The sequence below is a fragment of the Intrasporangium sp. Soil_C_50 genome (assembly GCF_057656595.1).
This window is the reverse complement of the sequence record NZ_JBDGKB010000001.1, coordinates 1,237,864-1,256,787: the sequence shown is the minus strand read 5'-3', so window position 1 is coordinate 1,256,787 and position 18,924 is coordinate 1,237,864. Positions and strand designations below refer to the sequence as shown.

Annotated in this window: 18 protein-coding genes; 14 read left to right on the top strand and 4 right to left on the bottom strand. The window is 71.5% G+C overall.

Annotated elements, in window-relative coordinates; genetic code table 11:
- From AC3A5R_RS05865 to AC3A5R_RS05810, 12 genes are all read left to right on the top strand, one after another.
- Complete coding sequence (locus AC3A5R_RS05865) at positions 1 to 783, top strand: ABC transporter permease (protein ID WP_487619791.1); 783 nt, start codon at positions 1 to 3, stop codon at positions 781 to 783.
- Positions 780 to 1,634: an ABC transporter ATP-binding protein gene (locus AC3A5R_RS05860; protein WP_487619790.1), complete on the top strand. Its 855-nt coding sequence runs from the start codon at positions 780 to 782 to the stop codon at positions 1,632 to 1,634. Before AC3A5R_RS05865 ends, AC3A5R_RS05860 begins: the two co-directional genes overlap by 4 nt.
- Positions 1,631 to 2,107 carry a GlcG/HbpS family heme-binding protein gene (locus AC3A5R_RS05855; protein WP_487619789.1) on the top strand — a complete coding sequence of 159 codons (477 nt, stop codon included), beginning with the start codon at positions 1,631 to 1,633 and terminating at the stop codon, positions 2,105 to 2,107. Before AC3A5R_RS05860 ends, AC3A5R_RS05855 begins: the two co-directional genes overlap by 4 nt.
- A gap of 77 nt (positions 2,108 to 2,184) precedes the next feature.
- Positions 2,185 to 3,369: a flavin reductase gene (locus AC3A5R_RS05850; protein ID WP_487619788.1), complete on the top strand. Its 1,185-nt coding sequence runs from the start codon at positions 2,185 to 2,187 to the stop codon at positions 3,367 to 3,369.
- 100 nt (positions 3,370 to 3,469) lie between these two features.
- The gene (locus AC3A5R_RS05845) at positions 3,470 to 4,339 is read left to right on the top strand and encodes a VOC family protein (RefSeq protein ID WP_487619787.1); all 870 of its coding nucleotides are present in this window, start codon (positions 3,470 to 3,472) and stop codon (positions 4,337 to 4,339) included.
- A gap of 23 nt (positions 4,340 to 4,362) precedes the next feature.
- A complete protein-coding gene (locus tag AC3A5R_RS05840) occupies positions 4,363 to 5,529 on the top strand; it encodes an acyl-CoA dehydrogenase family protein (RefSeq protein WP_487619786.1) in 1,167 nt (388 codons plus the stop codon).
- Positions 5,529 to 6,416, top strand: coding sequence for an alpha/beta fold hydrolase (locus AC3A5R_RS05835; protein ID WP_487619785.1), 888 nt, complete (start codon positions 5,529 to 5,531; stop codon positions 6,414 to 6,416). The genes AC3A5R_RS05840 and AC3A5R_RS05835 overlap by 1 nt, the downstream gene beginning before the upstream one ends.
- Before the next feature lie 145 nt (positions 6,417 to 6,561).
- Positions 6,562 to 7,353: an IclR family transcriptional regulator gene (locus AC3A5R_RS05830; RefSeq protein ID WP_487619784.1), complete on the top strand. Its 792-nt coding sequence runs from the start codon at positions 6,562 to 6,564 to the stop codon at positions 7,351 to 7,353.
- Positions 7,354 to 7,486: 133 nt separating this feature from the next.
- The gene (locus AC3A5R_RS05825; RefSeq protein WP_487619783.1) at positions 7,487 to 8,224 is read left to right on the top strand and encodes an IclR family transcriptional regulator; all 738 of its coding nucleotides are present in this window, start codon (positions 7,487 to 7,489) and stop codon (positions 8,222 to 8,224) included.
- Positions 8,225 to 8,317: 93 nt separating this feature from the next.
- Positions 8,318 to 9,208 carry a fumarylacetoacetate hydrolase family protein gene (locus AC3A5R_RS05820; protein ID WP_487619782.1) on the top strand — a complete coding sequence of 297 codons (891 nt, stop codon included), beginning with the start codon at positions 8,318 to 8,320 and terminating at the stop codon, positions 9,206 to 9,208.
- Between the two features lie 9 nt (positions 9,209 to 9,217).
- Positions 9,218 to 10,186 (top strand): cupin domain-containing protein, encoded by a 969-nt coding sequence (locus AC3A5R_RS05815; protein ID WP_487619781.1) that lies wholly within the window; start codon positions 9,218 to 9,220, stop codon positions 10,184 to 10,186.
- A gap of 11 nt (positions 10,187 to 10,197) precedes the next feature.
- Positions 10,198 to 11,385, top strand: a complete 1,188-nt coding sequence (locus tag AC3A5R_RS05810; RefSeq protein WP_487619780.1) for an FAD-dependent monooxygenase — start codon at positions 10,198 to 10,200, stop codon at positions 11,383 to 11,385.
- Between the two features lie 87 nt (positions 11,386 to 11,472).
- Here the strand turns inward: AC3A5R_RS05810 and AC3A5R_RS05805 are convergent, their stop codons facing one another.
- The 4 genes from AC3A5R_RS05805 to AC3A5R_RS05790 all read right to left on the bottom strand — a co-directional run bounded on the left by AC3A5R_RS05805 (position 11,473) and on the right by AC3A5R_RS05790 (position 15,891).
- Positions 11,473 to 12,882, bottom strand: coding sequence for an MmgE/PrpD family protein (locus AC3A5R_RS05805; RefSeq protein WP_487619779.1), 1,410 nt, complete (start codon positions 12,880 to 12,882; stop codon positions 11,473 to 11,475).
- 70 nt (positions 12,883 to 12,952) lie between these two features.
- The gene (locus tag AC3A5R_RS05800; protein WP_487619778.1) at positions 12,953 to 13,753 is read right to left on the bottom strand and encodes a cyclase family protein; all 801 of its coding nucleotides are present in this window, start codon (positions 13,751 to 13,753) and stop codon (positions 12,953 to 12,955) included.
- Positions 13,750 to 14,631 (bottom strand): HpcH/HpaI aldolase/citrate lyase family protein, encoded by an 882-nt coding sequence (locus tag AC3A5R_RS05795; RefSeq protein ID WP_487619777.1) that lies wholly within the window; start codon positions 14,629 to 14,631, stop codon positions 13,750 to 13,752. The genes AC3A5R_RS05800 and AC3A5R_RS05795 overlap by 4 nt, the downstream gene beginning before the upstream one ends.
- Positions 14,632 to 15,891 (bottom strand): CaiB/BaiF CoA transferase family protein, encoded by a 1,260-nt coding sequence (locus AC3A5R_RS05790; protein ID WP_487619776.1) that lies wholly within the window; start codon positions 15,889 to 15,891, stop codon positions 14,632 to 14,634.
- Between the two features lie 208 nt (positions 15,892 to 16,099).
- On the opposite strand from AC3A5R_RS05790, the gene AC3A5R_RS05785 reads away from it, so the two are divergent.
- Together AC3A5R_RS05785 and AC3A5R_RS05780 are read left to right on the top strand one after the other, a co-directional pair.
- Positions 16,100 to 17,683: a thiamine pyrophosphate-dependent enzyme gene (locus AC3A5R_RS05785; RefSeq protein ID WP_487619775.1), complete on the top strand. Its 1,584-nt coding sequence runs from the start codon at positions 16,100 to 16,102 to the stop codon at positions 17,681 to 17,683.
- Positions 17,684 to 17,736: 53 nt separating this feature from the next.
- Complete coding sequence (locus AC3A5R_RS05780) at positions 17,737 to 18,921, top strand: acyl-CoA dehydrogenase family protein (protein ID WP_487619774.1); 1,185 nt, start codon at positions 17,737 to 17,739, stop codon at positions 18,919 to 18,921.
- The last annotated feature ends 3 nt before the right edge of the window (positions 18,922 to 18,924 follow it).

The window sequence follows — 18,924 nt, the reverse complement described above, 5'->3', positions numbered from 1 at the left end:
ATGAAGTCGCTGCGCTCGAAGGTCCTCTGGGAGATCTGGCTCCCCGTCCTGCTCCTCGTCATCTGGTGGGTCGCCAGCGCGGACAGCACGTCGTTCTACTTCCCCCCGCTCGCCGGGATCCTCACCGAGTTCAAGGCACTCTGGATCTTCCAGAACGTGCCGACGGAGATCCTGCCGAGTCTGGGCCGGCTCGCCGCCGGCTTCGCCATCGCCGTCGTCGGCGGCGTCGCGCTCGGCCTGCTGCTCGGGTCGGTCCGCGCACTCGAGGAGGCGGTCCGCCCGATCATCGAGTTCCTGCGGGCCACGCCGGGCGTCGCCGTGCTGCCCATCATGATGCTGCTGCTCGGCATCGGGACCCCGATGAAGATCGCCATCATCGCGCTGGTCAGCGCGTGGCCGGTCCTGCTCAACACCATCGACGGCGTCCGCTCCGTGGAACCGGTGCTGCGGGACGTCTCCAGGAGCTACCGGCTCTCTTCGTGGGACCGGGTCCGCTACATCATCCTTCCCACCGCGATGCCCCAGGTCTTCGCCGGGGCCCGGACGGCGTTGGCGATCGGAGTGGTCGCCATGGTGATCTCCGAGATGGTCGGCACCCCGGGCGGCATCGGCTACTTCATCCTCAACTCGCAACGCGAGTTCGACATCCCCGCGATGTGGACGGGCATCATCGCCCTCGGCATCGTCGGTTACCTGCTCAACAAGCTCTTCGGCCTCGTGGAGAACCGGGTCCTGAGCTGGCACAAGGGCATGATGGCCCACCACGAAGGAGGCGGCTCATGAACGAGACCGATGACCAGAGCGCAACGTACGGCACTGTCCTGGAGGTGGCCGGGCTCGGCCACTCCTACGGACAGCACACGGTCCTGCAGGGCCTCGACTTCACCGTCGCCAAGGGCGAGTTCCTCTGCATCGTCGGGCCCTCCGGCGCCGGCAAGACCACCCTGCTCCAGTGCCTGACCGGCCTGCGCAAGCCGACCGAGGGCCTGGTCGTCTTCGAGGGCGAGGCGGTCCGCGACACCCCGCGCGGCATGGCCGTCGTCTTCCAGGACTACAGCCGTTCCCTCATGCCCTGGCTGCGCGTCATCGACAACGTCGCCCTACCGCTTCGCTCGGCCGGCGTCCCCAAGGGCGAGCGGCTCGAGCAGGCACGCGCGGCGCTGGCCGAGGTCGGGCTCGCCGACTCCACCCACGCCTACCCGTGGCAGCTCTCCGGAGGCATGCAGCAGCGCGTCGCCATCGCACGCGCGCTCGCCTTCCGACCCCACGCCATCGTCATGGACGAGCCGTTCGCCTCGGTCGACGCCCAGACGCGTGCCGACCTGGAGGACCTCGTCATCCGGCTCAAGGAGCGACTCGGCATCACCGTGGTCCTCGTCACCCACGACATCGACGAGGCCGTCTACCTGGCCGACACCGTCCTGGTCCTGTCGGGCAAGCCGGCCAGCGTCGCGGCGCTCATCCCCGTCGACCTGCCGACGCCCCGGGATCAGCTCGCCACCAAGGCGCTGCCGGCCTTCGCCGAGCTGCGCAGCCGCGTCTACACCCTGATCCGCAAGCCCCCCTCCGCGGGTGCCGAGCAGCCGGACGACGCGCGCGAGGTCGCGCCGGTCAGCGCGGGCACGGGGGCGTGACGGACCCCCGCGACGACGTGCTGACGGCCGCCCGGGCCGACGCCCTGGTGCAGTCGGTGCTGGAGTCCGCTACGCAGCTGCGGTTGCGGGTCAGCGTCGCCGTCGTCGACGAGCGCGGCTTCGACCTCGTCGTCGTGCGCGGCGACGGGGCGAGCTGGTTCACCCCCGAGGTGGCCCGCACCAAGGCGCGGACCGCGGCCGCCTTCGCCCGCCCTTCGGACAGCCTTCTCGAGCTGCGCGCGGCGCATCCGGACCTGTTCGTGCTGCTCGGCGAGGGGCTTGCGTTCAGTCCCACGCCCCTGCCCGGCGGCCTGCCCGTGCGCCACGGCGACCGGCTCATCGGCGGGCTCGGCGTCAGCGGTGCCAGCCCGGACCAGGACGTCGATCTCGCGGCTGCTGCTCTGTCGGCTCTGGCACTGCCCGGGGAGGGCTCCGGTCAAACGTCCCGCCCGCCGGGACATCAGCCTAGGTAGGGCTCGCCCGGCGGACGAGACTGGGGCGCGCGGGCCGCCAGGTGGTGGCCGCACCACCAGCACACGAGGAGACACCGATGACTCAGCTCGACACGACGGTGGCTGTGGGTGACGACAACATCGACCCGGCACTGTTCCGCGAGACCCTCGGGCACTACCCGACCGGCGTGGCCGTGGTCACCGGTATCGCCGAGGACGGCACGCCGGCGGGCATGGTCGTCGGCTCGTTCACCTCGGTCTCGCTGGACCCGCCTCTCGTGGCGTTCCTCCCGACGCGCGAGTCCGGCAGCTTCGCCCGGCTGCGCACGGGAAAGACCTTCTGCGTCAACGTTCTGGCCTCTGACCAGGAGCAGACCTGCCGCCGGTTCGCCTCGCGGGCGCCGGACAAGTTCGAGGGCGTCGCGTGGTCACCCGCCCCGGCCGGCGCGCCCATCCTGGACGGGGCGGTCTCGTGGATCGAGTGCACCTACGAGGACGTCCTCGAGGGCGGGGACCACTACATCGTCCTCGGACGCGTCCGCCACCTCTCGGTGGCCCGGCCCTCGCTGCCGCTCCTCTTCTTCCAGGGAGGCTACGGGCGCTTCGCGCCTCCGTCGCTCGTCGCGCCCTCACACCCCGACCTCATCCACGCGGTGCGGCTGGCAGAGCTGGCGCGGCACGACATCGAGCAGCTCAGCGCCGAGCACGGCGTCGACTGCGCGGTGCTCGCGAAGGTGGGCGGCGACGTCGTGTTCGTCCTCACCTCCAACCAGTCGCAGGAGCGGACCACGCCCTCCGTCGGGCACCGGGTCCCGCTCATCCCGCCACTCGGTTCGGTCTTCCTGCGCGACGCCTTGGAGGAGGACGTGCAGGAGTGGCTGGCGCGCGCGCCGGGGCAGGGGGCTGCCACGGTGGAGACGTTCCGACGCAACCTCGACCGGGTTCGGGAGCGCGGCTTCTCGCTCTCGCTCATGCCGGACCCGACGGTGGACCGCATCTCGTTGATGTCCGACTACTCGTCGACGGATCGACTGCCGAAGCACGAGCGGCTCATGAAGCAGATGATCGCCGACACGGCCACGCTCTACGAACCGGACCTCGACCCGGACACGACCTACCACCTGCACTCGATCGTCGTGCCCGTGCCCGGGCCTGCCGGCACCCCGCCCATCGCGATGCGGATGTCCGGGCTGCCGGCGGGCGCGACGACCGGTCAGGTGCAGCAGTGGGTCGAGGCGTTGTCCGCCGCTGCGTCCTCGGCTGCCGCGAGGTTGTGCCGGTGACCGTCGTCGACGGCATTCCGCCATCTGGCACGGTCCGCTGGTCGGGCCGGCGTGGAGGACCGAGCATGACGATCAGACAACGTGAAGGAAAGGACCAACGATGAACGCACGCGTCAAGGCCTTCGGTTACGCCGTCGTGTCGGCGACCGACCTCGAGGCCTGGGAGCGCTTCGGCGCCGACCTGCTCGGGCTGCAGGTCGCCGAGCGCACCGCCGACCGGCTCACCCTCCGGATGGACGAGTACATGCACCGCATCGACATCCGACGCGCGGACACCGACGGTGTCATCGCGCTCGGGTGGGACGTGGGCAGCCAGTGCGCGCTCGAGGAGATCTCGCAGCGGCTCGCAGCCGCAGGCTACGAGGTCAGCCAGCGCGACGCGCAGTCCGCGGCCGAGCGCGGCGTCGAAGGTCTGGCGAGCTTCCGCGACCCTGACGACAACTACGACGTCGAGCTGTTCTGGGGCCTGCGCAACGCCACCGAGCGGTTCGTGTCCCCGATCGGGGCGACCTTCGTGGCGCGCGAGCTCGGGCTCGGGCACGCCTTCCAGGTGGTGCGTGACGAGCAGACGTACCGTCAGCTGTACTTCGACCTGCTGGGGTTCCGTCTCAGTGACCACATCGACATGCCGGGTGGTGTCGCCGGCGTCTTCACGCACTGCAACCCGAGGCACCACTCATTCGCCTTCGCGGCAGCGCCCAACCGGCCCATCGGCGTCGGTCACCTCATGTTCGAGATCGACGACCTCGACGTCCTCGGCCGCAACTACGACAAGGTCCTCGCCGGCGCGGCCCCGATCCTGTCGACCTTCGGCAAGCACACGAACGACAAGATGATCTCCTTCTACGTCCGGTCACCCTCCGGCTTCGGGATCGAGTACGGCATCGACGGCATCCTCATCGATGACGAGACGTGGCTGCCCACCCGCTACGACGTGGCCCACTACTGGGGACACCAGCGCACCCCGTGACCAGTCCGAGGAGAGGAGCGGCCATGGCCGTCATGGAAGAGATCGAGCAGATCGCGGACCTGCTCGAGGCCAACGCAGCAGCAGCAGAGGAGCTCGGGCGGCTCACCGATGAATCCGCCTCGGCCTTGCGGGCGTCGGGTGTGGTCCGCATGCTCCAGCCCACGGACTTCGGAGGGCTGGAGTCGCACCCGGTGGACTTCTTCCGCGCCGTGCTCGAGATCGGGTCGCGCGACCCGAGCGCGGGGTGGGTGGCCGGAGTCGTGGGCGTCCACCCGCACGAGCTGGCCCACGGTGACCGGCGGGTCCAGGAGGAGGTGTGGGGGCAGGACCCGGACACCTGGGTCGCCTCCCCCTACGCGCCGATGGGCCGGGCCAGGCCCGTGGAGGGCGGCTACGTCTTCAACGGGCGCTGGAACTTCTCGTCGGGCACCGACCACTGCCAGTGGGTCATGATCGGTGGCCTCGTCACCGACCAGGAGGGCAACGTCACCCAGCCGGACGCCGTGCACTTCCTGCTCCCGCGCTCGGACTACCGGATCATCGAGGACTCCTGGGACGTCATGGGGCTGCGTGGCACCGGCAGCAAGGACCTGGTGGTCGAGGACGCCTTCGTGCCCGACTACCGGACCATCGAGACGAAGGGCGTCACCGACGGCACCGGGGGCAAGGACCCGAGCCGCGAGTCGGTTCCCCTGTTCCGCATGCCGCGCAACGTCATGTTCTCGGGAGCCATCACGACGGCCACCCTGGCCATGGCCAAGGGCACGTTGGCCGCCTACGTGGCCGTCACCCGTGACCGGCAGGGGCGCGGCGGTCGGGCAGCCCTCGACCCGTTCCAGCTCTCGGCGATGGGCGCCGCGGCCGCGGACATCGATGCGAGCGTGCGTCACGTCCTCTGGGACGTCGAGCGCGTCTTCGAGGTGGTCTCGCGCGGAGAGGTCGTGCCGCTCGAGCTCCGGGCCGAGGTGCGTCGCAACCAGGTCCAGGCGAGCCAGCGTGCGGCTGCGGCCGCTGACAGCGTCTTCCGGCTCAGCGGAGGGGCGTCGCTGCACCACAGCGGCGTCCTGCAGCGTCGGTGGCGCGACACCCAGGCCGCGCTGCACCACGTGCAGAACGGGTCCGGACCGATCTTCCAGGCCTACGGCCTCAACCTCTTCGGTCACCCGATCCCGGCCCACGTGAAGATCTGATGTCCACGACCGTTCCCGCTGCCGCGGCGACCGTCCCCGTCACCGCCGAGTCGACGAGCCGCTTCGTCGACGCCGGCGGCGTCCGGGTGCACTACCACGAGGCCGGGTCCGGCCCCGTGCTGCTCTGTGTCCACGGCGGCGCCCCGGGGGCCTACGGCTGGGGCAACTTCGGGGCCAACGTCCCCGGCCTCGCCGATCACTTCCGGGTGCTCGTGGTCGACCTGCCGGGCTACGGCCGCTCGGACAAGCCCGAGATCAGCGGAGGCCGTTACACCTTCTACGCGAAGGTCTTCGCCGACATGTTGGCCGCCCTCGAGATCGAGTCCGCCCACGTCCTCGGCATGGCCACGGGTGGCGCCGCGGCCATGATGCTGGCCATCGAGCACCCCCAGGTCGTCGACGACCTCGTCCTCGTCAGCTCCGCCGGGGGGCTCCCGCTGTTCACGCCCATGCCGTCCGAGGGTCAGAAGCTCATCCAGGCCTACTACGGCGGCGACGGGCCCTCGCGCGCGAAGATGCGGTCCTACCTCGAGATGATGATGTACGACGCCTCGTCGATCAGCGAGGACCTGGTCGAGGAGCGCTACCAGGCGAGCGTCGAGCCGGAGTTCATGACGGGCGCGCCCGAGGGGCACGGAGCCCAGAACCGCCCGGTCACCGAGCAGGTGTGGCGCGACGTCGACCGCATCCGCGCACGCACGCTCGTGGTCTGGGGGCGCGACAACCGCGTCCAGGGCTACGACAACGCGCTGTTCCTGCTCAACCGGATCCCGGACGTCCAGGTGCACGTGTACGGGCGGACGGGTCTCTGGGTGCCCTTCGAGCGCACCGACGAGTTCAACGCCCTCGTGGTCGGCTTCCTCGCCCCCTCCCGCGCCGCTCGTTGACCTCCGGCCCCGGCGCGGCCCGCGGCTTCGCCCGGTGGTCGCGCGGCGAGCCGTACCCGGGCCTCCGGACCCCTTGACAGCCGAGAGAGCGCAGCTCTACCGTTCAGCATATTGGAATAGCGTTCCGAATAATGGGAGGCAGACGATGGAGTCTGGAAACCTGCTCGACGGGGACCACAAGCGCTCGGTCCTGGGGCGAGCGTTCGACATCCTCGACTGCTTCGGTGCCGAGACCCCCGAGCAGACCATCGCGGGAGTGTGCTCCCAGACCGGTCTCCCGCCGGCGACGGTCCACCGGATGCTGGCGCACCTCGTCGAGTGGGGCGCCGTCGAGCGCGCGTCCCGCGGCCGTTACCGGCTCGGTCGCCGACTCTGGCGGCTCGGCTGGGGGGTGCCCGAGGTCCGCCGACTGCGCGACGTGGCACGACCGTTCCTCGTCGACCTCTACTCGGCCACGGGTGCGCCTGTCGCGCTGTGGTCCCGTGACCGCGACCACGCGATCCTGAGCGACCTCATCTGCGGCCACCAGGCGTCGGGCTCCTGGCAGCCCGATCGACGAGTTCCCTTGGCGCAGGGGGCGGGTGGCCTCGCGATGCTCGCCTACCTTCGTCTCGACGAGATGGCGGACGAGCCGGGGGGCCCGCTCGGTGACGGCGGCGACTTCGTGCTGCGCCAACGGCTCGGCGACGTCCGTCGCGTCGGCTACGCCGTAAGCCGCTCCAGCGTGCCGAAGGAGGGGATGCTCATCGCTGCCCCGGTCTTCGACGAGGACGGCCAGGTCCGCGCGGCCGTGTCGGTCCGGCTGTCCCCGGAGCCGCTCAGCCCAGCTGCACTGGCCCGTGTGGTCGTCGAGGCAGCCCTGCTCACCTCCCGGGGCCTCGGGCACCGCGGCCTGGGTCGCCGGGGCGGCCTGCAGCCGGTTCGTCGGTACGCCTGAACCGTTCGGCCACCTGCGCACCCCCGCTGCCGCATACCCTTGACCGCCGGCCCCGGGCCGCTGCGCGGCGCCGCTCCCTCGAGGGCGGCAGCTGCCCGCCCTCGGCGGCACCTCGAGAGAAGGAGCACCACCGATGTCCGTGCTGGTCAAGACGGCCCAGACGATCGACAGCCTCGCCCGGGCCGGGCGCCCCATGCGGCTCGCCGAGGTGGCCGAGGACCTCGGACTGCCCAAGTCGTCGGTCCACCGGCTCCTGACGGAGCTCACCGAGCTGCGGATCGCGCGTCGCACCCCCGACGGGCTCTTCGCCCTGGGGCCCCGGCTGCTGTCCTGGGGAGCCAGCGCAGCCGACTCCTTCGTGATCCGCGGGGTCGCCGAGCCGTGGATGCACCGGCTGCGCGACTCCACGGGCGAGAGCGTGCACCTCTACATCCGGCACGGCTCGCACCGCGTCTGCCTCGCCTCCGTCGAGGGACGCGCCGCGCTGCGGCCCGTCGTGCCCACCGGCGGGCTGCAGCCCCTCGGGATCGGCTCCTCGGGCAAGCTGCTCCTCGCCTTCGCGCCCGCCTCGGTGCTCGCGGACGTCCGTGCCGAGTCGCGGCAGCGCCGCACGCGGATCCCGGACGAGGAGGAGCTCGCCACGATCCGTGAGACGCACTGGTCGGTCTCCATCGACGAGCGTGAGAAGGGTCTGAGCGGGGCGGCGACCTCCATCCGTGACGCGCAGGGCGAGGTCGTCGCCGCCCTCAGCATCTCGGGATCCTCCACCCGGCTCACGCTGCAGCGCTACTCCGAGGTCAAGGACGAGGTCTTCGGTATCGCCAACGAGATCGGGGCGGCGGTCGCCGGACGTGCCGAGCGACTCGCCTGAGGCGGTGTTCCGGTAGGTGCGAGGACACCTGCCGGGGGCGTAGCCGGGCTCGCAGGATGGGCGGCAACCACCTGCTCGAGCCCAAGGAGCGCCATGAGGATCGCCCGCTTCGACGATGACCGCATCGGTGTGGTCGTCGGTGAAGGCATCGTCGACGTGACCGACGCGCTGGAGCCCAGCGCGGGGGAGTGGCCACCGGTCGGGATGAACCGGCTGATCCGCGACTTCGCGGTCGTCCGCCCGACGCTGGCCCAGGCGGCAGAGCGGGGACCTGCCCGCCCGCTGTCCGAGGTCACCCTGCGCACGCCGGTGCCCTGGCCCAACAAGGTGATCGCCTTCCCGGTCAACTACCACGACCACGGCAGGGAGATGCAGGCGCAGTACCGCGCCGACGTGCAGGGCTTCTTCCTCAAGCCGCCGTCGTCGCTCTCCGGGGCCGGGGAACCGGTGGTCCTTCCCGCCCTCACCGGCCGGGAGGTCCACCACGAGTCCGAGCTGGCGATCATCATCGGTGCCGGGGGGCGGGACATCCCCCGCGCCGACTGGCAGGTCCACGTGTTCGGCTACGCCTGCCTGCTCGACATGGTGGTGCGCGGTCGCGAGGAGCGGGTCTTCCGCAAGGCCTACGACACCTTCTGCCCCGTCGGTCCGTGGATCACGACGGCCGACGAGGTCGGGGATCCGACCCAGCTCGGGATGCGGCTCTGGGTCGGTGACGAGCTGCGCCAGGACGCCAACACCCGTGACCTCGTCCTCGACATCCCCGGGATGGTCGAGATGGCCTCGGCGGTCATGACCCTCCACCCCGGGGACATCATCGCCACCGGCACCCCCGCCGGCGTGGGGCCCGTCACCGACGGCGACACGATCCGCATCAGCATCGAGCGCGTCGGCGAGATGAGCGTCGACGTCGTCCAGGGCACCAACGGGCGGACCGAGGTGTTCGCCCGCCCGTACGACCCACCCATCGTCAAGCAGCACTGAGGAGCCGACATGACCACGACCCCTTCCACCTCCGTGGAGGACATCGACAACCTCGATGACCTGTATGCCGTGTTCGACGCCCTGAGCGTCGAGGGTGGCTGGCACCGTCGCGCTCCCGCGCTGTGGCCGGAGCCGCGACGCAACTTCCTGCCGCACGTGTGGCACTACGCCGAGCTCAAGGCCGTCCTCGAGGTGGCCGGCGGTCTCGTCGACCACCAGATGGCCGACCGGCGCAACCTGACCCTGACCAACCCCGTGGAGGGCAACCTCTACGCCACCGTGCGGACCCTCGTGGCGGCCTACCAGCTGATCAAGCCCGGTGAGGTCGCGCTGGCACACCACCACACGCCCGCCGCGCTCCGGATCATCCTCGACGGGCGCGGCACCCACACGGTCGTCGACGGTGACCGCGTCGAGATGCGTCCGGGCGACGTGCTGCTCACGCCCAGCTGGGCCTGGCACGAGCACTCCGCGTCGGGCCCCGACGACTGCTACTGGGTCGACATCCTCGACGTGCCGCTCGTCCACCTCCTCGAGCCGATGTTCTTCGAGAAGCACCCCGACGGCGTCCAGGCCCAGCCCCGTGAGGTCGAGACCTCGCCCATCGCCTTCCGTTGGGAGGACTCCCTCGCACGCCTCGCAGAGCAGACGGCGTCGCCCGCGCACGGCATGGCCGAGCGTGAGATCGAGCTGGGCGGCCCGGCGATGCCGACCATCGCGCTGCACGTGCAGGAGCTCCCCGCCGGCTTCACCTCCGCCCGGCAGCGGACTACGGCGAACTCGATCTTCACCGTCGTCGAAGGTGCAGGTCAGACCGTCGTCGACGGCGAGACGCTGACGTGGGAGCGCGGCGACATCGTGGCCGTCCCCGCGTGGCGGCCCTACCAGCACGTGGTGTCCGAGTCCGCCCGGCTCGTGCGGTCGAGCGACGAGCCGGTCCTGGCCGCCCTCGGCCTGCTGCGCACCGAGAACCTCTGAAGGAGAAGCTGATGCACGTGGTCCTGGCCGGCGGAGGAGTCGGCGGAATGACAGCGGCCTTGGCGCTCTTGCAGCGCGGGGTGCAGGTCACGGTCCTGGAGCAGGCGCGGGAGCTCACCGAGGTCGGGGCGGGAATCCAGATCAGCCCCAACGGAAACCGGGCGCTCGACCACCTCGGCGTCTTCGAGGAGCTGCGGAGGCAGTCGTGCGACCCGGTGCGCAAGGAGTTCCGGCTCTGGAACACCGGACGCCCCTGGCCGATGTTCGACCTCGGCCCGATGGCCGTGGAGAGGTACGGCTACCCCTACCTCACGGTGTACCGCCCCGACCTGCTCAAGGCGCTCGAGGACGGCGTGCGAGCCGCCGGGGACGACGTCATCCGCCTCGGTTCTCGCGTCGTCGGCGTCGAGCAGGACGAGTCGTCGGCGAGCGTCCTTCTGGCAGACGGGAGCCGGGTGACCGGTGACGTCGTCATCGGGGCCGACGGGGTGCGCTCGGTGGTGCGCAACACCGTGTGGGGCCCGAGCGACCCGCAGTTCTCGGGCATGGTGGCCTGGCGCGGGCTCATCCCCATGGACGACCTGCCGAGGCACCTGCAGGCGCCCGTCGGATCGACGTGGATCGGGCCGGGCGGGCACGCCGTCACGTATGCGCTCCACGGCGGTGCGCTGATGAACTTCGTCGCCACGATCGAGGGCAAGACCTGGACCGCGGCCGGCGGCAACGAGCCGGGCACCGTCGAGGAGTGCCTCGCCGACTTCGAGGGTTGGCACGAGGACATCCAGACCCTCATCAAGGCCTCGCCCCGACTGCTCAAGTGGGCACTCGTCAGCCGCGAGCCGATCTCCTCCTGGACCTCGGGACGGATCAGCCTGCTCGGCGACGCCGCGCACGCGACCCTGCCGTTCCTCGCGCAGGGGGCTGTCCACTCCATCGAGGACGGTGTCGTGCTCGCCCGCGCGCTCGACGCCTTCGGGGACGACCCGGCGGTCGCCCTCAAACGCTACGAGGAGGCACGGATCAACCGCACGAGCCGGATGGTCCGCGGAGCGACGGCCAACACGGACCGGTTCCACAGCCGCGAGCTCGCGACCGAGGAGACCGCGCAGGCCTACCTCGAGCGCGAGTGGAGCGACGAGCCGATCGCCGACCGGTACGACTGGCTCTACTCCTACGACGCGGTGACGGCCCCCGTCTGACGATCGCGCCGAACCGGGACAGACCTGTGGCCCCTCACACTGTGAGGGGCCACAGGCCTGTCCCGGATTTGAGAGGCCACAGCCCCGTCAGAGCGTGAGCAGGCCGGCCACGGTGGGGCGGTCGAGGACCCGCGCGATGCGCTCGGCCAGGACGTCGGCCCGGGCCCCGAGCCGACGGGCGTTGAGGTCGTACTTCACCTGGACCTCGGCGTCGCTGAGGGGACGCTGCGCCGTGCCACGGTTGGTCAGCACCTCCTCGCGCAGGACGCGTCCGTCGACGGTGCGGACCTCGACGACCGACGGGAAGTGCCGCGGGAAGATCTCCTCGCAGCGCGGGTCCGATGCGTGCTCCACCGTGGCAGCCACGCGGAGGTTGAGCGGGTCGCGGACGGCCGCGTCGGTGAAGTCGTCGAGGTAGACCCCGAGCCCACCGCCACCGCGCAGCGCGAGCGCGAAGGTGAACGGCCCGCTGAACTGGGCGTGGTAGCCCGACTCCGGACGGATCTTGGCGTCCCGCGGCTCGGCGATCGTGCGCAGTGTCGCCCCTGCCACGCCGATGCGGACCGACTCGACCTCCTCGGGGCGCAGCCCCCGTTCCCGGAGCGCGACGGCGGCGTCGATGCCGGTGTGGGTGAAGACGTTGGTCGGGTAGGGCTTGACGAAGCAGGCAGCCGTCTCCCACTGGGTGCCGAGCCCCTCGAGCAGGGCGCTCTCGTCGTAGACGTCGCCGCAGTAGGCGCGGAAGAACCCGAAGCGCCCCTCGAGGACCGTCGGGGGGCCGGTCAGCCCGGCCTGCGCCGCCTGGGCGGCCGCCACGCCGCCGTGTGCAGCCCACCCGCAGTGCATCCGCTTGACCGACCCGCCGGCCCGGTTGGCCTCGAGCAGCCCGGCGCCCATGCTGCAGGCGATCGCCATCGCGTGGGCGAGACGCTCCGCGTCCAGACCCATGGCGACGCCGGCCGCAGCTGCGGCACCCACCGTGCCGCAGATCGAGGTGGCGTGCAGTCCCCGGTCGAAGAAGACGGAGTTGTTGATGCCCGGGTCGTAGCCGGCGTTGCCGAGGCGGATCGTGATCTCGTTGCCCACCGCGATGGCGGACAGCAGCGCCCGGCCGGAGGCCCCGGCGTCCTCGGCCGCAGCCAGGGCGGCCGGCACGACCGAGGCGCTCGGGTGCAGGATCGAGGGCACGTGCGTGTCGTCGAAGTCCAGGGCGTGGGCGAGGGTCCCGTTGACGAGGGCGGCCGACGGGGCAGGGACGGCGAGGTCGAGACCGATCGCACCCGCCGTCGGCTGTCCGCCCCAGCGGCGGGCGAGGGCCCGGACCACGTTCGCCGGCCCGGTGTCCAGGGCCGCGACCGAGATGCCCACCACGTCGAGCAGCCGCTGGCGGGCGTCCTCGAGCGCCTCCTCGGGCGGTGCAGCCGCCACGGCAGCGGCGAACTGTGCGAGCCGGGCAACTGCGGTGCCCTCCATGGGTGTGGTGGCAGCGGCGGCCATGTCATCCTCCGGGCGATGGACGGTGGAGCGCTCGGCCCTGTGGGCGGCGCTCGGGGACGGTGCGGATGGTTCAGTGCACGAGTGCCAGCGGGCGCAGCGGCGAGCCGGTGGCACCCAGGAGCCACAGGGGCGCTGCCACGAGGGTGAAGGCTTCGGGAGCCAGCGCGGCCAGCTCCTCGAGGTTCAGCATCTCGATGATCGGGATCCCCTTCTCCACCAGCAGGATCCGGTGACCGGGCAGGCGGGCATGGCCCTCTCCTGGCGGAATGTGCTCGAAGGCGGTGGTGTCGGATCCGACGACCAGCGGTTGGTGCGATGCCAGCCAGGCGACGGCGTCCTCGTCGGGTCCGGGCACCCCGCCCTCGTGGTCGAGGAAGGCCCCCGCGTCGTCCCAGAGCTGCGCCCAGCCGGTCCGCACGAGCAGTGCCTCGCCGGGTGCGGGCCGCCGGTCGCCGAGGGCCAGGGCCAGCTCCTCGGCCGTGACGGCGTGGCCGGGGTCCAGCCGTCGGACGCCGAGTGCTGCCGGCACGTCGAGCAGGTGCCCGACGCACACGATGGGCGCGACGGTGTGGACCCCGTGCTCGAGGTACCGACCGCCCACCTGTGCCTCGAGGGCGGAGACTCCTCCGTGCAGCAGGCCGTCGTGGCTGATGTGGGCGAGCGCGTCGAGGTGCGTGCCGGTGTGGGTTCCCATGACGAGCAAGTCGTTGGCTCCCGACGTGCCGTCGGCCCTGACCGCGTCGCCGTGCCGGCGGAGCAGGGCGTGCCGGAAGCCGGGGTGGTTGGGTGAGGTGGGGATGCCGGGATGCAGCGGCTGCGCGAGGTCGACGACGCCGACCGTGGCCCCGTCCGCGGTACGCCCGGCGCTCACGCGTCTGCCCGCTCGTGGATCAGCTGCGCCTGGCGAAGGATCGCCGGGTCGACGAAGCTCCCGTCGTCCAGGGTGGCAGCGGCCGACCGGGAGCGATCCATCGTCGCGACCCGCTCTAGCACCTCGTCGGCCCACCGGAGCTCGTCGGCGCGGGGCGCGAAGGCGCTGCGCACCACGGGCACCTGTCGGGGGTGGATGACCGAGCGACCGTAGAACCCGAGCTGACGCAGCGTCTCGCACGACCGGCGGAGTCCGTCGAGGTCGGTCACGTGGGGGTGGACGCTCGCGACGGGGGAGGGGAGGCCGGCCGCTCGAGCGGCCTGCACGACGGTCAGACGGGCGAGCAGCAGGCCGTCCTCGCTGCCGTCCCGCGGCAGCCCGAGGTCGGCGCGAAGGTCGCTCTCGCCCAGGGTGAGGGAGTGCACCCCGGTCTCGGCGGCGATTTCGGCAGCGTGGAGCAGGCCCAGGGCCGACTCGATGAGGGGGACTAGGTGCGGCTGGTCGAGGAACCTGCTCGAGGCGGCGTGCGCCTTTCTCACGTCCGTCGCTGACTCCACCTTGGGCAGCCGGATGCCGTGGACCTTCCCCTCGGCGAGAAGGGGACCGACGGCCGCGAGGTCCGCCGCGAAGTCGGCGGAGTCCACCGGGTTGACGCGCACGACGATCGGGACGCGACCGTCCCCGGGGACGCCCGTGCCGGCGCCGGCCGCGGCAGCCAGAGCGGAGGGCAGCAGGGCCCGCACGCCCGGACGGGCCGACGGGTGGACGGCGTCCTCGAGGTCGATGACGATGCCGTCGGCCGTACGGGCGGCCTTGGGCAGCAGCTCGGGCAGCCGGCCGCCGGGCACGTACAGCCAGGTGGCGATGTCGGCCAGCACTCAGATCACACCCGTGCGGCGCAGCCGGGCGAGGCGCTCGTCGTCGACACCGATCTCTGCGAGCACACGCTCGGTGTCGGCGCCGTGCTCGCGCCCGGTGTGTCGGATCGTGCCGGGCGACTCCGACATGCGGAAGAGCACGTTGGGCATCCGCACCGGCCCGAGGTCCTGGTCCTGCACGGTGGCGATGGCGCCGATCGCCGCGTACTGCTCGTCGGTGACCACCTTGGACACGTCGTTGACCACGGCGAGCGCGGCCTGTGCGCGGGCGAACTCCGCGACGACCTCGCTCGTGGGTCGCTGTGCCATCCACGAGCCGACGGCCTCGTCGAGCACGTCGGCGTGCTGGGCGCGTCGGAAGCCGTCGTTGAACCAGGGCTCGCGCACCAGATCGGGCCGTCCGACGAGCGTCATCACCCGTTCGGCGATCGAGTGGGCGCTCGTCGAGATCGCGACCCAGTCGCCGTCCGCGGTGCGGTAGGTGTTGCGCGGCGCGTTGTTCTCCGACCGGTTGCCACGCCGGTGCGTGACGATGCCGAGCTGGTCGTACACGGTCACCTGCGCACCGAGCATCGCGAGGATCGGCTCGATGATGGCCAGGTCGATGACCTGACCCTCGCCCGTTCGCTCGCGACGGTGCAGGGCCGTCAGGGTGGCCACCGCGGCCGCGAGGCCGCTGATGTTGTCCGCGAGGGCCAGCGGCGGCAGGGTGGGCGGGCCGTCCGGCTGGCCGGTCGAGTGGGCGAAGCCGCTCATCGCCTCCGCGATGGTGCCGAAGGCGGGCTCGGTGGCGCGAGGCCCGGTCTGGCCGAACCCGGTCACCCGGGTCAGGATGATGCGCGGGTTCACCGCGCGGAGCCGGTCGTAGCCCAGGCCCCACCGCTCGAGCGTCCCAGGCCTGAAGTTCTCGATGACGACGTCCGCCGTGCGGACCAGCTCGAGGAAGACCTCCTGCCCATCGGGATGCGACAGGTCGAGGGTCACGGCGCGCTTGTTCCGCCCGAGGATCTTCCACCACAGGCCGATCCCGTTCTTGCTCTGGCCGTGCGTGCGCGCCGGGTCCGGCTTTCGGGGGTGCTCGACCTTGATGACGTCGGCGCCGAAGTCGGCGAGGACGGTGGCCGCCGACGGCCCCGCGAAGAGCGTCGCGATGTCGAGGACCCGGATGTCGTCGAGGGCGCCCCCGGGAGACGGATCGTGTGCGGCGGCCTGCTCGGCGTCTGCTGACGCCGGTGCCGGCGTACCCGTGGTCGTTGGCATGGTTCCTCCTGCTCGAGCGGGACACCGGCGACGTTAGGGGCCGCGATCACGGACGGTCAGGCGACGCCTCACCCAGTGAGAGGAAGGACGAGCCGCCGGGAGGCTCTTCCGCTGGGTGCGACAACGCCTGCCGGCGGTGGCCGGGCCCCTTGACGATGGCGGAGTCCGGGGACCTCCTGCCCCGGTTCCCAGCAGAGAGGAGCAGGCCGTGACGACGGTGCGCGATGCAGCGTTCGAGGTGCTGCGGCAGTTCGGCATGACCCGGCTGTTCGCCAACCCCGGCTCCACCGAGGTGGCCCTGCTCACCGACCTGCCGGACGACTTCGAGTTCGTGCTCGGGCTGCACGAGGGGTCGGTCGTCGGGATGGCCTCGGGCCATGCCCTCGCCACCGGGACACCGGCCCTCGTCCTGCTGCACACCACGGCCGGCTTCGGCAACGCGGTCGGGGCCATCGCGACCGCACGCACCAACAAGGCTCCGCTCGTCGTCCTCGTCGGCCAGCAGGATCGTCGCCATCTGGCCTCGGACCCCTTCCTGGCCGGGCACCTCGAGGGCCTGGCCGGCCGCTACCCGGTCTCCCTCCGTCAGCCCGCCCGCCCGGCCGACGTGCCGGCTGCCATCGCCAGGGCCGTGCACGAGGCGACCCTGCAACGAGGTCCCGCCGTCGTCGTCGTGCCGATGAGCGACTGGTCCGAACCGGCCGACGAGACGATCGACCTGCCCGCGCCGGCTCGACTGCGCGTCGCCAGCGGCGTGAGCGAGGAGCTGGCCGCCGAGCTGACCGCGCTCGTCGACGCGTCCGGCACGCCTGCCGTCGTGGTGGGTCCCGGCGCCGACTCGACGGACGCGTGGAGCGCCCTCACGGCGCTCGCCGACCGCCTGGCCTGCCCGGTCTGGCAGGAGGCGCACGGCTCGCAGTCCGGCTTCCCGCAGGACTCGCCGCGATTCCGTGGCCATCTGCCCCCGACGCGCGCGGCCCTGCGCGAGACCCTGGCGGGCCACGACCTCGTGCTCGTCGTCGGCGGCCCGGCCTTCCGCCAGGGCACCTGGGAGCCCGGGCCGTTCGTCAACCCCGGCACGAGCGTCGTCGTCGTCACGTCGGACCCGGAGGAGGCGGCGTACAGCGCAGCAGACCTGGCCGTGGTCGGCGACGTGGCCGGCATCGTCGCCGAGCTGGCGGGCCGCGTGGACCCGAGAGCGGCGAACGCGCCCTCCCCAGTCCGCCGAGCGGTACCCGTCCCGGAGGGCGACACCCTTCGGGCCGAGCACGTGTATGCCGCGCTCGCCGAGCGCCTTCCCGAGGACGCGACGGTCTTCGAGGAGAGCCCCTCGACCCGGCGCCTCCTGCTCGACCTCATCCCGACACGTCGCCCGTTCGGCTTCGTCACCGTGGCGCAGGGCGGCCTGGGCTTCGCCCTTCCGGCGAGCATCGGCGTGCGGATGGCGCGGCCGGACCGGCCCGTGGTGGCCCTGCTCGGTGACGGCGCGTCGCTCTACAACGTGCAGGGACTCTGGAGCGCGCAGCACTACCGGGTCGGCGCCCTCTTCGTCGTCCTGTCCAACGGCGGGTACGCGGTGATGGACCGGCTGGCCGCAGCCCACGGCGGCAAGCCACCGTGGCCGCACTTCGAGGACGTGAGCGTGTCCACCATCGCCAGCGGATTCGGTTGTGCCACAAAACGGGTCACCACGCATCAAGAGCTGGCCGAAGAGCTGGACCGCATCGTCCCCACCTTGCGGGAGAGGGCCGAACCCCTCCTGCTCGAGGTCGCCGTGGAGGCGACTGCCTGACCACCCGCGCGGGGAAGCCCCCCGCGCACTCCCAGAACGAGAAGGAGGCCGCCATGGCCCAGGACTGGCTCGCCGAGGACGTCCTCACCGAGGACCAGGAGGCGTTGCGCGACACGGTGTCGGACATCGCCCGCGCGTACGACATGCAGTACTGGATCGAGGTGGAGGAGTCGGGTCGCTACCCCGCCGAGTGGGTCAAGGACCTGAGCGACGGCGGGTGGCTCTCCCTGCTCATCCCCGAGGAGTACGGCGGTGGCGGTGGCACCATCCCCGACGCCGCCCTGTTCCTCGAGACGCTGAACCGGTGGGGCGGCAACGCCGGGGCCATCCACGCGCAGATGTACCAGATGGGCGCCATCCTGCGGCACGGCACCGACGAGCAGAAGAAGCAGTGGCTGCCGCAGATCGCCAACGACGGCCTGCGCCTGCAGTCGTTCGGCATCACCGAGCCCGACGCCGGCACGGACACCACCCGCATCCGCACCTTCGCGCGGCGGGAGGGCGACGAGTACGTCGTCAACGGGGGCAAGATCTTCACGTCCCGCTTCCACCAGACCGACCTCATGCTCCTGCTCGTGCGCACCGACAAGTACGAGGACGTCGAGAAGAAGACCGACGGCATCACCGTCCTGCTCGTCGACGTGCGCGAGGCCAAGGAGAACGGCCAGATCGAGTACCGGCCGATCAAGGTGATGTCCGGCCACCACACGAACCAGCTGACCATCACCAACCTGCGGGTTCCGGTGGAGAACCGGATCGGCGAGGAGGGCAAGGGTTTCCGCGTCATCCTGTCCGGGATGAACTCCGAGCGCCTCCTGGTCTCCAGCGAGTACATCGGCTCCGGGCTCTACTTCATCGACCGTGCCGTGCAGTACTCCAAGGAGCGCGAGGTCTTCGGCCGCCCGATCGGGATGAACCAGGGCATCCAGTTCCCGCTGGCCACCGCCTTCACCGAGCTGCGGGCCGCGAGCCTCATGCGCTGGCACGCGGCCAAGGTCTTCCAGGAGGGGAGCCGGGACGGCTTCTACGCCAACACCGCCAAGCTGCTCTCGTCCAAGGCGTTGTGGAACGCCGCGAACGCGGCGATGGACACGTTCGGTGGAGCGGGACTGGCCTCGGAGTACGGGATCGAGCAGAAGTTCCGCGCGGCTCGCGGGCCGCTGATCGCTCCGATCTCCACCAACCTGGTCCTCGCGGGTATCGCCCACCGGGACCTGGGCATGCCGAAGAGCTTCTGAGCC

What these genes read in the sequence shown, in the direction of transcription:
- AC3A5R_RS05865 (WP_487619791.1), top strand. Translation starts at nt 1, where the DNA reads ATGAAGTCGCTGCGCTCGAAGGTCCTCTGGGAGATCTGGCTCCCCGTC.
- AC3A5R_RS05860 (WP_487619790.1), top strand. Translation starts at nt 780, where the DNA reads ATGAACGAGACCGATGACCAGAGCGCAACGTACGGCACTGTCCTGGAG.
- AC3A5R_RS05850 (WP_487619788.1), top strand. Translation starts at nt 2,185, where the DNA reads ATGACTCAGCTCGACACGACGGTGGCTGTGGGTGACGACAACATCGAC.
- AC3A5R_RS05845 (WP_487619787.1), top strand. Translation starts at nt 3,470, where the DNA reads ATGAACGCACGCGTCAAGGCCTTCGGTTACGCCGTCGTGTCGGCGACC.
- AC3A5R_RS05840 (WP_487619786.1), top strand. Translation starts at nt 4,363, where the DNA reads ATGGCCGTCATGGAAGAGATCGAGCAGATCGCGGACCTGCTCGAGGCC.
- AC3A5R_RS05835 (WP_487619785.1), top strand. Translation starts at nt 5,529, where the DNA reads ATGTCCACGACCGTTCCCGCTGCCGCGGCGACCGTCCCCGTCACCGCC.
- AC3A5R_RS05830 (WP_487619784.1), top strand. Translation starts at nt 6,562, where the DNA reads ATGGAGTCTGGAAACCTGCTCGACGGGGACCACAAGCGCTCGGTCCTG.
- AC3A5R_RS05825 (WP_487619783.1), top strand. Translation starts at nt 7,487, where the DNA reads ATGTCCGTGCTGGTCAAGACGGCCCAGACGATCGACAGCCTCGCCCGG.
- AC3A5R_RS05820 (WP_487619782.1), top strand. Translation starts at nt 8,318, where the DNA reads ATGAGGATCGCCCGCTTCGACGATGACCGCATCGGTGTGGTCGTCGGT.
- AC3A5R_RS05815 (WP_487619781.1), top strand. Translation starts at nt 9,218, where the DNA reads ATGACCACGACCCCTTCCACCTCCGTGGAGGACATCGACAACCTCGAT.
- AC3A5R_RS05810 (WP_487619780.1), top strand. Translation starts at nt 10,198, where the DNA reads ATGCACGTGGTCCTGGCCGGCGGAGGAGTCGGCGGAATGACAGCGGCC.
- AC3A5R_RS05805 (WP_487619779.1), bottom strand. Translation starts at nt 12,882, where the DNA reads ATGGCCGCCGCTGCCACCACACCCATGGAGGGCACCGCAGTTGCCCGG.
- AC3A5R_RS05790 (WP_487619776.1), bottom strand. Translation starts at nt 15,891, where the DNA reads ATGCCAACGACCACGGGTACGCCGGCACCGGCGTCAGCAGACGCCGAG.
- AC3A5R_RS05780 (WP_487619774.1), top strand. Translation starts at nt 17,737, where the DNA reads ATGGCCCAGGACTGGCTCGCCGAGGACGTCCTCACCGAGGACCAGGAG.